We start from the raw sequence: 13,917 nt of genomic DNA on the forward strand, positions 1-13,917 counted from the left end.
GAGTTAGATTGAGTTGATTAGGGTTATATGTTAATTTTTAGGCTGATCAATCAGGTCTAACTCAATCAACTGAGTCCAACTAAATTGTAATAATAACCTGTACCTCTCCGTATCAGGGTGTATCATCTGTACTCTCAGTTGTCAATAGTCAACTCAATCTAACTTAATAAACTGAATCAACCACTCACCCAATCAACCACCCACTAATATATACTAAACTTGTCGTCTAAAATAACCCAACATTTAGTAAGTTTGCAGCTTTAGCAAAAAGGCGCTTGAATTATTATATCACATATTTTATTGTAGCTATAGGGTTGTTCAGTTTTTCGGCCTTTTTTGCGTTGGCAGGAGTATATGCCGAGCGGAAGATCTCTGCCTTTATTCAAGATCGGCTTGGTCCTACAGAAACAGGGAAATTCGGCTCGCTGCAAACACTGGCAGATATCATGAAAATGATCCAAAAGGAGCTCATCATTCCCGCTGCTGCTGATAAATGGCTGTTTATGCTGGCACCTGCTATTATCTTTATAGCTGTTTACATGGGCTTTGCCGCCTTACCCTGGGGACCGGGACTTATTCCATCCAAAATAAATTTAGGTATCTACTACATCTTCGCCATAATATCTATAGAAACATTGGGCATCCTGATGGCAGGCTGGGGATCAAATAACAAGTATTCTATATTGGGCGCTATGCGCTCGGCCGCTCAGATTATCTCTTATGAGATTCCTGCCGGTTTTGCCATTATATCCGTAGTGATGATAGCTCAAACGCTCGATCTGCAGGCCATAGCCATGCAACAAGGTGTATTGGCTACCGAAAAAATAAAGTTTGCCGGTTTTTGGGATGTAACCACAACAGGAGGATTTTTCAGTTGGAACATTTTCCGGGCGCCACACCTCATCATTGCGTTTGTGATCTATTTTATAGCATCATTGGCCGAAAGTAACCGGGCACCATTTGATATCCCCGAAGCAGAATCAGAATTGGTAGCTGGTTTCCATACCGAGTTTACCGGCATCCGTTTCGCGCTGGTATTTTTGGCCGAGTATTCGATGATGTTCCTGGTAAGTATGATAGGTGTCATCCTGTTTTTAGGGGCATGGAATACCCCATTACCAAACATAGGCCCGGTACATTTAGCTATCTGGACAACCAACATGTGGTGGGGCATTTTATGGGTAGCCCTAAAAACATTAGGTCTGGTAGCCATCCAGATGTGGATCAGGTGGACGCTGCCCCGTTTCCGGGTAGACCAGCTGATGAACCTTTGCTGGAAAGTACTAACCCCGCTGGCATTTTTATGCATGCTGATATCGGGCATATGGCGGTTGTGGCTCATGTGATTTTGAGGATTTCGGATGTTCGATTTCGGATTTCGAGTTTAGGATTTAGAGTTTAGAATTTAGTTTTTTAGAATTTAGAGTTAAATGCCATTTAGTTAAGCATTTTGTTCCCCGTAGGGGATAAAGCTTTGTAGCAATAACAATAAACAACGTTCCGTGCCGTAGGTACGAAACCTGTGTAGCGTACCTACGGCACGCAAAAGTTTAATTTTTATATGGCTACAAAGCTTTTGCTCCGATGGAGCAACCTGAAGGGCTTCTAATTAAATAACGTTTATTTGGGATTTAGTTTTTAGAGTTTAGAATTTAGTTTTTAGAATTTCAACGATTTGTTCAACAAAGTAATCAACGGTTTTAAAACGGCATGGAAAGGCTTAAGCCTTACCGTGAAGCACTTGTTTGCCAATAATTCGGCAAGGAAAATTGTTACTGTGAGCGATACCAATTACTTTAAACAGCTGGAGAGCGGTACCAATACCATCCAATATCCTAAACAGCAATTGCCTGTGCCCGAGATTGGCCGGTACCAGCTGGATGTGGAAATGGATGATTGCATAGTTTGCGATCTGTGTGCCAAAGTTTGCCCTGTTAACTGCATCGACATTGAGGCTATTAAGGCTACTGAGGCTATTGGCCAAACATCCGATGGTACTACCAAGCGCCTGTACGCCGCCAAGTTTGATATTGATATGGCCAAATGCATGTATTGCGGCCTGTGTACCATTGTGTGCCCCACCGAGTGCATTGTAATGACCAACCAGTACGATAAAACCGTGTTTGAACTGAGCGACCTGGTTTACCAATTCTCTGACATGCCAGCGGATGTAGCTGCCGAAAAACGTGCCCTGTTTGATAAGCAACAAGCCGAAAAGCAAGCCGCTAAACTGGCTGCCATGAAGCAAAAGGAGGGAGGCGCATGAGTTTGATCCGCCTGTTGTTTTATTTCATGAGTTTTATTGCCATTGCTTCGGCACTATACGCGGCCTCAACCAAAAACCTGGTGCGCAGCATATTTGTGTTTTTTGTAACACTGTTTGCACTGGCTGGTCTGTACGTTTTATGCCTGGCCGATTTTGTAGCGGTAACGCAGGTAGTGATTTATGTAGGCGGCATCCTGGTGCTCATCCTGTTCGCGTTCATGCTCTCGGGGAAGGAGACATTGGATGTGATGCAGCAGCAAAAGGGCAAGTTTTTTAGTCTGGGTAAATTACCGGCGATACTGTTGGCTGCTTTGTTTTTTATAGTGATGATCAATGTAGTGCTTAAGGCCGATGCAGATAACCTGCCCTGGGTAAAAGATTCCATCGCCAATAACAATACCATAGCGCCCAATGTGGCTACTATTGATAATATAGGTGTTAACTTAATGACACGTTACCTGCTGCCTTTTGAAGCTATCTCGGTTTTACTGTTAATGGCATTGGTAGGCGCGGCTCACCTGTCGCGTAAGGAGGCTGAAGCATGATCACACTAACCGACTTCCTGGTAGTAAGCGTGGCGCTGTTTTGCATAGGCCTGTACATGATTATCTCCAAACGCAACGCCATCCAGATATTGATCGGCATCGAACTGATCCTGAACGCTGCCATACTAAACCTGGTAGCCTTTGGTAAGCACGATGCGGTAAACAACAGCGGGCAGATCTTCGCCCTGTTTGCCATTGTACTGGCCGCAGCAACAACCGCAGTAGCACTCGCTATAATCCTAAACGTGTACCGAAAATATAAAACCATCGATCCTGACAAGATCAATAATTTAAAGGATCAATGATGAAGGTTTTGCTTGCGATAATCGGCTTGTTTATTTCCCTCGGCGCAATTGCCCAGCAGCGGGATAGCATTTACATTTCGGGAGGGAAACTGATCATACAAGATGCGACTACCCCGGCAGGCAAAGCCTACGTTGAAGTAGACGGTAAAGTATTTACGGGAAAACTGAGCAGTATTAAGCCGGCAGATATAAAATCTTTCTCCGTAATAAAACCTAATGACGCTAAAAATACATTTGGCGCAAGCGGAGCAAATGGTGTTTATTTTATAAAAACAAATGCCGGCGAATTGGCTGATATGGAATTAACGGCTAACGATTCTTTGAATAGAGGACAGCCATATGATCATTCATTTGCACAATCAGCTTCAACTGGCAAAGCCAATATGTATGTGATCAACGGTGAGGTATCTACAGAAAAGAAGCTGCAGGAATTAGACCCGGGTGATATCATAAGCATAGATATTTTAAAGAACAATAAAAATCAGGATCCTGCTTTGAGTAATTTAAAAGGGAATGTGATGGCAGTAATTACCAAACCTTTTGCGATAAAACAATATCGACAAAAATTGGGTCGGTTTTCTAAGGAATACAAAGCTTTCCTTGATGCAAATAGCAACGATGACAGCAGGGTGGTATTCCTAATCGATGGAACACTTTATTCGCCAACAAAAAACGAAGGGATCAAAGGTCTTTTTCAGCTAAATGAGAACAAGATACATAAAGTGTCTTTTTCAAAAGGACATGAGGTAGCCTCCGGCTGGAAACCCGCGGTAGTAATTATCACAACGAAATAAACATTGAACAACACACTATCCCATACCGATACCTCTATTATCATCTGCACTATCGCAGCTGTGGCATTACCGCTGTTTGCTGCTGTGGTCAATTTTTGCCTGCCGGTAAAAAGTAAGGTTGCGGGTTGGGTATCTACATTGGCTATTTTATTGGGTTGTGTTTTATCGGCCAAAGTTTTTGCCGGGGTGTGGAACAGCTCGCAGATTCATATAAAAGAGGTTTGGTTTACAATCGGCACTACCAAAGTTTATGCTGGTATCCTGTTAAATAATCTTTCTGTTTTAATGTTGCTGCTGGTATCGCTTATCGCTTTGCCGGTGCATGTGTACTCTACGGCTTATATGAAGCATGACGAGCGCTACGGTAGATATTTTACTTATCTCAGCTTCTTTTGTTTCAGCATGCTGGCATTGGTGGTGGTAGATAACCTGGTGCTGTTTTATGGCTTTTGGGAATTAGTGGGCTTTTCATCGTACCTGCTTATTGGTTTTTGGTTTACCAGGGATAAGGCGGTGCAGGCTAATAAAAAAGCCTTTATCATGAACCGGATAGGAGATATAGGATTACTGAGCGCTATTATCATCCTGTTTGTGATGTATGGCACATTTGATATCGATGCATTATTTGGTCACAGCGGGGCGGTTAGTTTTTCTGCCATACGCGAGGGGCAGTGGGCAATCGCGCTTGATCTGTTACCTAAATCGGTAGGCTCTGTTTGGCTTCCCTCGGGAGCAAAAGGTGCGATCCCTGCTGTTTGGCAATACGTCGCTGTAGCAGGTATCTTTTTAGCTGTTGCCGCCAAATCGGCCCAGTTCCCATTGCATACCTGGCTGCCAGATGCCATGGAAGGGCCGACTTCCGTATCAGCCTTGATTCACGCAGCTACCATGGTGGCGGCAGGCGTGTTTTTACTGGGGAGGGTTTACCCTATGTTCAATGGAACGGAATTGACCATATTAGCTATCATTGGCTGCTTCACAGCATTTATGGCGGCTACCATTGCGCTCACCCAAAACGATTTGAAACGGGTATTGGCATACTCCACCATATCGCAGTTAGGCTTTATGGTGTTGGGGATGGGAGTGGGCGCTTACTCGTCTTCGCTGTTCCATTTGGCTACGCATGCCTTTTTTAAATGTTTGCTGTTTTTGGTAGCGGGTATTGTTATCCACCAAATGCAACACGTGAAAGAAGATAACAACCTGGATATCGACCCCCAGGATATTTTATTGATGGGGGGCTTGCGTAAAAAAATCCCGCTAACTTTTATGGTTGCTGTTATTGCCGGTTTGGCATTGATCGGCTTGCCGCTTACCTCAGGTTATTTATCAAAAGACGGCATCCTGATCCAGGCCTTTGAATGGAGCGATGGCAAAAGCGTATGGCTAAAAATAATCCCGGTAACCGCGCTCATTACCAGCTGGCTAACCGCCTTTTATGTGGCAAGGCTCATCTTCAAAGTTTTCTTTGGCGATTTCAGGTTGCAAAACATCCACCCAAAACTGAAATTGCACCTGACTGATGGCGGCTGGCAGTACAAGTTGCCCGTAGTGTTATTAGCTGTTTGCTGTTTATTCCCGCTGTTTTCATTTAACCCATTCTCCTACGAAACCTCATGGCTATTTAAGGGATTGAATATTTCGCGCATAACTAAGTTCGAGAGTATTTATCACTTGATTATCCCGGTATTAGTAAACGGGATAAGCCTGGTGGTGCTGTACCTGGCCTATGCTATCTACGTAAAACAAAATAGCTTTGCTTTTTCGCAAACCGGCTTTTTTTATCGTTTATCGTACAATCAATGGTATATTGATAAAATATATAAACGGGTGTTTGTAAAACCGGTGCTTGGTTTGGGTAAAACCTTATTTTGGTTCGATAAAAATATTATTGATGGCTTTGTACACCTGTTGACTAATATGGCCGGTTGTGTAGCCCGTTTTTCGGCCTGGGCAGATAAATATATTGTAGATGGCTTTTTACATTTGCTGGCAGCCATAGTACAAAGTATTGGCAATTTTGCGCGTAAGTTTCAAGGCGGCAAGGTTCAATACTATTTGTTTAGCATGCTGGTGATAGTACTGGCGTTGTTTCTTTTTAAAATACTGTTATAAACCTGATGAATATATTAACCTTACTCATATTTATACCTGTACTCTTCGGCATTGTCATTATGGTGCTGCCATCGCGCATGCGCAACAGTTTTAAATATATTACCCTGCTGGCCACACTCATCCAGTTAGGCATCAGTATATGGATGTACCTTAACTTTAAAACCGGTGCAAACTTTGCAGGTATTAACCACGAAGACCAGTTTCAGTTTGTGCAAAAACTCCCCTGGATAAGCCTTAACCTGGGTGGCATGGGCAAAATGCAGATAGATTATTTTGTGGGGATAGATGGCATTTCTATAACGTTACTGGTGATGACATCGCTGGTAATGGTGATCGCTACTTTGGCTTCCTGGGAAATTAAGAGCAACCTTAAAGGTTTCTTCCTGCTGTTTTTACTGTTAGATATGGCCGTAGTAGGCGTGTTCTGTGCCCTGGATTTCTTTTTGTTTTACCTGTTCTATGAGCTGATGCTGTTGCCATTATACTTCCTGATAGGGATGTGGGGCGGCGTGCGCCGGGAATACGCGGCTATTAAGTTTTTCCTATATACGTTATTCGGTTCGGTATTTATGTTGCTGGTGATGGTAGGTTTATACCTATCCGTAACCGACCCGGTAACCGGCAACCATACTTTTAACATGGTACAAATGATGAACCCTTCCAATTATGATCAGGGCTCTGTATTCTCCTTGGCCGCGCATCAAACCATCATGGGCATGTCGGCACGTACAGTTGGCTTTGTGGTGCTGTTCATCGCTTTTGCTATTAAAGTGCCCATAGTGCCCCTGCATACATGGCTACCCGACGCGCACGTGGAAGCACCTACACCGGTATCTATCATCCTTGCGGGTATCCTGTTAAAAATAGGGGGCTACGGAATTATCCGGATCTGTTTAGGTATCTTCCCCGAAGTAGCTACCCATTATGCCTTCTGGCTCGGCCTCATTGGCGTTATATCCATATTATATGGTGCCTTTAACGCCCTGGCTCAGCGCGACCTGAAAAGGATGATCGCTTACTCATCGGTATCGCACATGGGTTTTGTGCTGTTAGGCATCGCCTCGCAAACTGCTGAAGGGATTAGCGGCGCGGTGATGCAAATGGTGAGCCACGGATTTTTATCAACTATGCTGTTCTTTTTGGTTGGCGTTATTTACAACCGGGTGCATGATAGGGATATTTACCATTTCCGCGGACTGGGTACCTTGATGCCGAAATATACAGCCTTTGTCATGATCGCATTCTTCGCGTCGTTAGGTCTGCCTGGCTTTTCGGCATTTGTGGCCGAAGCATTTACACTGGCAGGTGTATTTAAATCGCATAATGTGAATGGTTTACTGCCTTACTGGTTTGCCGTTTGCGGCACGGTGGGCATACTGCTGGGTGCTGCCTACTTTTTGTGGACACTGCAACGCATGTTTTTCGGGCAGGAATCATTAAAAGGTGGTAGCATCTGGAAAATAGCACTTACTGATTTAAACCTTCGCGAAAAACTAACCCTTGCACCGTTAGCCATCATCGCCCTTGCTTTGGGTGTAATGCCATCATTGGTTTTTGATAAAGTGAATGATTCTGTATTGGCGCTTATCCAGTTTTTACAAACAAAATAAATGAACCAGCTACTGCCATATATAACCGGTTTATTAAACGATGTTTTCACGGGCATAACCTATTTTATGCCCGAAGCCTACCTGGTACTGTTGTTCCTGGTGGTAATGATAACCGATCTGGTGTTTGGCAAAAGAGCTGTTGCCTACTGTCGCGCGGTAGCCTGTGCCGGTTTGGTGATCGTGTTGTTTAAAGACCTGTTGCAGTTTGGATTAGTGTTAGATGGACCGCACCTCATATTCAGCAATATGCTGCTGCTTAGTCGCAGCGGCATATGCTTTAAACTGATCATCGATGTGCTGGCATTTATATTGCTGCTATATTTTACCTGGGACAAAAAACTTAAATCACACGACAAAGGCCTGGCCGATCTGTATTCTATTGCCATAGCATCCGTATTTGGCTTGCATTTAATGGCGATGGCGGTAAACCTGTTATCTGTTTACCTGGCTATTGAAATGGTTTCTATAGCATCGTACCTGATGGTGGCTTACCGTACCGAGAATGCTTTTAGTACAGAAGCTGGTTTAAAATATGTTTTGTTTGGCGCAGCATCATCAGCCATCATGTTGTACGGTATCTCGTTGTTATATGGCTTCAGTGGTTCGTTAGATCTGCTGGCGCGATCAACCGTGACCCAGTTGATCAATGTTAACCCGGTTAGCTCGTCATTTGCGATGGTATTGGTGCTGGTAGGGATCGGTTTTAAGCTTTCCTTCGTGCCCATTCATTTTTGGGTGCCCGATGTTTACCAGGGCGCGCCAACGCCGGTTACAGCCTGGCTTTCAAGCTTGCCCAAAATTGCCGCTTTTGCTTTGCTGTTTAATGTTTTACCGCCAATGGTGCTGGTGGGCAAATCAACAGGCTTTAACCTGGAGATTGTACTGTCGGTTATCGGTATTGTTACTATGATAGCGGGTAACTTTGCCGCGGTGATGCAAAACAATGTTAAACGGATGCTGGCATATTCCAGTATTGGTCATACGGGTTTTGCGCTGATGGCGGTTATTGTGCTTACCCCGCAAAGCTTAACTACCCTAACTTATTACTTATTAGTTTATGCGCTGGCTAATATCGGGGCGCTGGTACTGGCAACCTATTTTAGCAACGTTGCCGATGCCGAAGATATGGACGGCTATAAAGGTCTTGGGTTAAAATACCCTATTGCTTCAGTTTGCTTTACCATTATATTGATCTCGCTTACCGGCTTGCCGGTTACCGCGGGTTTTACGGGTAAGCTGTTTGTTTTTTCATCGGTGTACAATACCTACCAGCAAAGTCATAGTATCTGGCTGGCTTTGCTGATGGCTACCGGAGCGCTAACTACAGTAGTATCCCTGTTTTATTACATTAAAATTCCGCTTAATTTATTCCTTAAAAGGTCAGAAAATCAGGATCTTGAATATAGAAAATCCTATAATTCGGTTATTTTGGCTGCAATTGTGAGCTTTATCCTGATTTTATTGGGTGTTTTCCCAGATTTTGTTCTTAAATACCTGTAAAATCAATTTTTTATTATCTGTTTAATAAAAAATTAACATAATCTTCTTTTAATTGCTTAAAAAGTATTAATTTCAGGCCGTTTTATAAACGAGTTTCCAATTAATACATGAAGCGTTACTTTCCATTCTTTGTTATACTTGTAATACTGTCGCTTACGTTCCTGTTTCCGTCTGTTGATTTTAAAAACTCAGGTAACCCCCAATTTAATACCGGCGATATTGCCTGGATGCTGATGTCGACAGCACTTGTTTTGATCATGACACCAGGCCTGGCTTTCTTTTACGGCGGTATGGTTAACAAAAAAAATGTGATCTCAACTATGCTGCAAAGCATTGTTTGTATGGTTATAATTACCGTGCTTTGGGGCATATTTGGTTTCAGTCTTGCTTTTGGCGAAAGTTTTCACGGTGTTATTGGCAACCCATCAACTTACTTTATGATGAAAGGTATGTTGGGCAATGCTACCTGGAAAGCCGCGCCAACCATACCATTGCTGCTGTTTGCCATGTACCAGTTAAAGTTTGCCATTATTACCCCGGCACTCATCACCGGTGCTTTTGCCGAGCGCATCCGCTTTAACTCTTACATTATTTTTCTTGTACTTTTTTCCATCTTCATATTTTCGCCGCTGGCGCATTGCACCTGGCACCCGGATGGCATTTTGGCTAAATTGGGCGTATTGGACTTTGCGGGTGGCACGGTAGTGCATATGTCGGCCGGATGGGCTGCCCTGGCTTCTGCCCTTTACCTCAAGCGCCGTAACGACGCTAACCACTCACCTGCCCGCATCACCTACGTGATGATTGGTACCGGTTTGTTATGGTTTGGCTGGTTCGGTTTTAACGCGGGTTCGGCATTTGGCGCAAACGCTTTAGCGGTAACCGCTTTGGCTACCAGCACTACGGCATCTGCCGCGGGTGGTATTACCTGGATATTTTTTGACATGTTGCTCGGTCGTAAGCCATCGGCAATGGGTACTTGTATAGGCGCGGTTGTAGGCTTAGTGGCCATTACACCTGCTGCCGGTTATGTAAGTGTCCCGCATTCGCTGGCTATTGGTATTATATCGGCAGTGGTGAGTAACCTTGTTGTAGAGTGGCGTACCCGCACTACCATCGATGATACGCTCGATGTATTCCCTTGCCATGGGGTAGGTGGTATGGTGGGGATGCTGCTCACAGGGGTATTTGCCAATCAGCATGTAAACCCTAATAATACAACCGGCAACGGTTTGTTTTTTGGCGAAACACACCTGTTCATGGTACAGCTTTTGGCCATGGTAGGCGTATCCATTTTTGCATTCTTTGGATCGTTACTGCTGCTCAAGATTACAGACATGATATCCCCACTAAGGGTTTCGGCCGAAGAAGAAGTGCTGGGGCTTGATATCACCCAACATGGCGAAAAGCTGTGATCAAAAAAATGAATTTCAAACCAACTAAATAAACCTGGAAGTCCGGCTGAGAAGCCGGATTTTTTTTGCTTAAGGGAGCAAGGACTTTTGGAGCAAGGATTAAAGACTTTTGGAGTAAGGACTTTTGGATTAAGGAGTAAAGACAGGAAAAAAATGCTGGTTGTTAAACGCTTCGCGTCTTATTTTGTCTATAATTATGAATAAAATTTTGTAGCTGTCTTAACTCTTGATTCTATTTTTAATCTCTTGACTCTATTCGATAATCAACTAAACATCTTTAATACTCCCAATCAAAATATATTACCTTTTGATGGTGAAGTTTTGCTGTATCCTAACTTTTACCAGGAGGATGGGGTTTATGCTATTTTTGAGGAGCTTAAACACACTATTTTGTGGAAACAGGATGCAATGAAAATTTATGGTAAAGTAGTGAATTTTCCGCGGCTTACGTCATGGTATGCTGATGGCGACCAGGAGTACATTTACTCTGGTGTGGTGAACACGCCAATTCCCTTTACACCATTATTACTCAAAATTAAAGAAGCTGCCGAAGCGCAATGTGATAAACAATTTAATTCGGCCCTGCTCAATTATTACCGTAACGGCGGCGACAGCATGGGCTGGCATAGCGACGATGAAAAGGAACTTAGCGGCAACCCGGTTATCGCGTCGGCATCATTTGGGGCAACCCGTACTTTTCAGTTTAAACATAAAACCCAAAAGAACGCCAGGGTATCGGTTGGGTTGAATAATGGCAGTTTGCTAATTATGCAAGGGGCAACACAACACCATTGGCTGCACCAGGTGCCTAAAACTGCTAAAGAAATGGGGCCAAGAATCAATATAACCTTCCGGGATATTAAATATTGACCTCGCGCCGCGTTGCAACATCGGGGATTAAATGATAACTTAGTTTATCTAACTAAATCCATTTGCCGGTATGAAAAAAGCTACACTACTTGCTTTACTTTTAAGCCCGTTGCTGACCGCTAAAGCCCAAGTCGCATTATCAACCGACGATAGCGACACTTTCTATTTACACAAATTCGCACAGCATATTGGCCAGGAAAGCTACAAGGTAACCAAATATAAAGACTCAGTTAAATACACCATCGATTTCAAATTTGTTGACCGGGGATCGCCGGTACCGTTAAAAACAAGTTTAACATTAACTCCTGCGGGTTCGCCGATAGAACTTGTTACCAAAGGAAGCACCTCCAGGTTTTCTACAATTGATGATTGGGTAAGAGTTTCAGATGATGGAGTTTCATACAGGGTTGATGATAAACGGACAAGCTATAAAACTGCTGAGCATATCAGTTTCCCGGTGGCAGGTTATTCGCCCACACTGGTGCAGCAGGTAATGCTACAGTATTGGAAAAAAAATAAGCAGCCGCAAACTTTAAAAACACTGCCTTTTGGCTCGGTTCAAATAAAAAAGGATGGAACAGATCAACTGAACTTTAACGGTAAAACGCTAACCCTCGATAGGTTTACAGTAGGCGGCCTGGTATGGGGAAATGAATTGATATGGACCGATACTAACGGAAAACTGATTTGCCTTATGACCAATGACGCGGAAGGGGATAAGCTGGAATCTGTACGAAAGGAATATGAAACCTTGCTGCCCGAACTCATTAGCAGGGCCGCGGTTTATGGTATGCAGATCTTCGCTAAAGCAGCAGCGGCACCTAACACAACGGTAAAAGTGATTGCCATTACTGGCGGCAACCTGGTTGATGTTAATACCGGAACCGCTATACCCAACGCTGTAGTATTAATAGAGAATGGGCTTATCAAAACCATCGGAAAAGTGGGTACTGTTACAATACCCGCGGACGCAACTTTAATTGATGCCAAAGGGAAAACCATTTTGCCCGGATTATGGGATATGCACGCCCACTTTGAGCAGGCAGAATGGGGCCCGGCGTACCTGGCTGCGGGCGTTACAACTGTTAGGGATTGCGGTAACGAATTTGAATACATTAACGCGATAAAAAACGCTATAGATAGCGGTAGGGGCGTTGGTCCCAATATCCTGAAGGCAGGTATTATTGACGGTAAGGGGCCAATGTCATTAGGCATTATACAGGCCGATACGAAAGAGGAGGCTATAAAAGCGGTTGACCGTTATAAAGAAAATGGTTTTGCACAGATAAAAATTTACAGTTCGGTAAAACCGGCTATAGTCAAAGCTATTTGCGATGAGGCGCACCGCCTTGGCCTTACCGTTACAGGCCATATTCCTAATGGGATGACTTTGCAGCAGGGGGTAGACTCGGGCATGAACATGGTAAACCACGAGCAATATGTGTATTCTATTTTAAAAAGAAACAAAGACCGGTCTGTTAATTTCGACGACTCGGTAAGTATAGCGGCCATAAAGTTTATTAAAGACCATCACGTAGTGATCGACCCAACTTTAGGTGTTTTTGAACTGGCTTTCCGCAATGTAAAGGATAGTATCACCAATCTTGAACCTGCATACAATACACTGCCGCCGCCATTACAAACGTTGTTCAAAAACATGGGGATGGAGCCGGCCGATGCAATTAAATACAAACCGCTGATGCAAAGTATGGCCATATCTGTTAAAAAATTATATGACGCGGGCGTAATTATTGTTGCCGGTACCGATATGGGTTTCCCTGGTTTTAGTTTGGATAGGGAGTTGGAGTTATATGTAAACGCCGGCTTAACACCTGCCCAGGCTATAAAAACGGCTACCATTACCCCGGCTATAGTTATGGGTGTTGATAACAAAACGGGCTCAGTTGAAGCTGGTAAACAGGCCGACATTATATTGGTAGATGGCGATCCCTTAAACAATATCAGCGATATCCGTAAGGTATCGGTAGTGATAAAGGCCGGCAGGGTTTATGATCCGGTGTCGTTACACCAGATGGTTGGTTTTTCGCGGTAATTTGGTAATTTAGTGCCATGCAGCAGGAATTGATAACCTTATACCGGCCTGTTGGCCCTAAAGAGCTTAAACTGATAGAAGAATCTGGTTTTAAAAGATTCCCGAAAAGATTGGCGCAGCAACCTATTTTTTACCCGGTGATGAATGAGGCTTATGCTATACAAATAGCCCGCGACTGGAATGTGCCTGCATCGGGCTCAGGCTTTGTAACCCGTTTTAGTTTGCCTGCCGATTTTTTAGCAAAATACAATGTTGAAAATGTTGGCGGCCCCATTCATAACGAACTTTGGGTCCCTGCCGAAGAGTTAGAAGATTTTAATGATCACATCATTGGTCCGATAGAAATAACGCAATTTTTTTACCCCGAAGAGGGGAATTAATGTTGCGACAAATAAATGCAATGTAATGACAAATGATTTTACAAAGAGTCCATTATAAATGATA

General features: G+C 43.7%; 12 protein-coding genes. All 12 read left to right on the forward strand.

The annotated features are described in order from the left end of the window. Nucleotides 1-275: 275 nt before the first annotated feature. The 12 genes from nuoH to FHS10_RS07765 all read left to right on the forward strand — a co-directional run bounded on the left by nuoH (nucleotide 276) and on the right by FHS10_RS07765 (nucleotide 13,853). A complete protein-coding gene (gene nuoH, locus FHS10_RS07710) occupies nucleotides 276-1,346 on the forward strand; it encodes an NADH-quinone oxidoreductase subunit NuoH (protein WP_259089122.1) in 1,071 nt (356 codons plus the stop codon). Nucleotides 1,347-1,675: 329 nt separating this feature from the next. After that, nucleotides 1,676-2,266 (forward strand): 4Fe-4S dicluster domain-containing protein, encoded by a 591-nt coding sequence (locus FHS10_RS07715; protein ID WP_259089123.1) that lies wholly within the window; start codon nucleotides 1,676-1,678, stop codon nucleotides 2,264-2,266. Further along, nucleotides 2,263-2,811 (forward strand): NADH-quinone oxidoreductase subunit J family protein, encoded by a 549-nt coding sequence (locus tag FHS10_RS07720; protein ID WP_259089124.1) that lies wholly within the window; start codon nucleotides 2,263-2,265, stop codon nucleotides 2,809-2,811. Before FHS10_RS07715 ends, FHS10_RS07720 begins: the two co-directional genes overlap by 4 nt. Further along, a complete protein-coding gene (nuoK, locus tag FHS10_RS07725; RefSeq protein ID WP_259089125.1) occupies nucleotides 2,808-3,116 on the forward strand; it encodes an NADH-quinone oxidoreductase subunit NuoK in 309 nt (102 codons plus the stop codon). The genes FHS10_RS07720 and nuoK overlap by 4 nt, the downstream gene beginning before the upstream one ends. Beyond that, the gene (locus FHS10_RS07730) at nucleotides 3,113-3,910 is read left to right on the forward strand and encodes a hypothetical protein (protein ID WP_259089126.1); all 798 of its coding nucleotides are present in this window, start codon (nucleotides 3,113-3,115) and stop codon (nucleotides 3,908-3,910) included. Before nuoK ends, FHS10_RS07730 begins: the two co-directional genes overlap by 4 nt. 3 nt (nucleotides 3,911-3,913) lie before the next feature. Further along, nucleotides 3,914-6,025, forward strand: a complete 2,112-nt coding sequence (locus FHS10_RS07735; protein ID WP_259089127.1) for an NADH-quinone oxidoreductase subunit 5 family protein — start codon at nucleotides 3,914-3,916, stop codon at nucleotides 6,023-6,025. Between the two features lie 5 nt (nucleotides 6,026-6,030). Further along, nucleotides 6,031-7,635 carry a complex I subunit 4 family protein gene (locus FHS10_RS07740; protein WP_259089128.1) on the forward strand — a complete coding sequence of 535 codons (1,605 nt, stop codon included), beginning with the start codon at nucleotides 6,031-6,033 and terminating at the stop codon, nucleotides 7,633-7,635. Beyond that, a complete protein-coding gene (locus tag FHS10_RS07745; protein WP_259089129.1) occupies nucleotides 7,636-9,135 on the forward strand; it encodes an NADH-quinone oxidoreductase subunit N in 1,500 nt (499 codons plus the stop codon). A gap of 107 nt (nucleotides 9,136-9,242) precedes the next feature. Next, on the forward strand, nucleotides 9,243-10,550 hold the full coding sequence (locus FHS10_RS07750; protein ID WP_259089130.1) for an ammonium transporter: 1,308 nt from the start codon (nucleotides 9,243-9,245) through the stop codon (nucleotides 10,548-10,550). A gap of 246 nt (nucleotides 10,551-10,796) precedes the next feature. Further along, nucleotides 10,797-11,420 carry an alpha-ketoglutarate-dependent dioxygenase AlkB family protein gene (locus tag FHS10_RS07755; protein WP_259089131.1) on the forward strand — a complete coding sequence of 208 codons (624 nt, stop codon included), beginning with the start codon at nucleotides 10,797-10,799 and terminating at the stop codon, nucleotides 11,418-11,420. Nucleotides 11,421-11,490: 70 nt separating this feature from the next. Then, a complete protein-coding gene (locus tag FHS10_RS07760; protein WP_259089132.1) occupies nucleotides 11,491-13,473 on the forward strand; it encodes an amidohydrolase family protein in 1,983 nt (660 codons plus the stop codon). A gap of 17 nt (nucleotides 13,474-13,490) precedes the next feature. Beyond that, entirely contained in the window at nucleotides 13,491-13,853 is a 363-nt protein-coding gene (locus tag FHS10_RS07765) for a hypothetical protein (protein ID WP_259089133.1), read from the forward strand. Nucleotides 13,854-13,917 lie beyond the last annotated feature (64 nt).

The organism is Mucilaginibacter dorajii, from assembly GCF_024808255.1.
In the GTDB taxonomy this organism is placed as follows: domain Bacteria; phylum Bacteroidota; class Bacteroidia; order Sphingobacteriales; family Sphingobacteriaceae; genus Mucilaginibacter; species Mucilaginibacter dorajii.

Bases quoted from the DNA above. Each gene is read 5' to 3' on its own strand.
- FHS10_RS07760 (WP_259089132.1), top strand. From the start codon at position 11,491: ATGAAAAAAGCTACACTACTTGCTTTACTTTTAAGCCCGTTGCTGACC.
- FHS10_RS07765 (WP_259089133.1), top strand. From the start codon at position 13,491: ATGCAGCAGGAATTGATAACCTTATACCGGCCTGTTGGCCCTAAAGAG.
- FHS10_RS07740 (WP_259089128.1), top strand. From the start codon at position 6,031: ATGAATATATTAACCTTACTCATATTTATACCTGTACTCTTCGGCATT.
- FHS10_RS07720 (WP_259089124.1), top strand. From the start codon at position 2,263: ATGAGTTTGATCCGCCTGTTGTTTTATTTCATGAGTTTTATTGCCATT.
- FHS10_RS07745 (WP_259089129.1), top strand. From the start codon at position 7,636: ATGAACCAGCTACTGCCATATATAACCGGTTTATTAAACGATGTTTTC.
- nuoK (WP_259089125.1), top strand. From the start codon at position 2,808: ATGATCACACTAACCGACTTCCTGGTAGTAAGCGTGGCGCTGTTTTGC.
- FHS10_RS07750 (WP_259089130.1), top strand. From the start codon at position 9,243: ATGAAGCGTTACTTTCCATTCTTTGTTATACTTGTAATACTGTCGCTT.
- FHS10_RS07730 (WP_259089126.1), top strand. From the start codon at position 3,113: ATGATGAAGGTTTTGCTTGCGATAATCGGCTTGTTTATTTCCCTCGGC.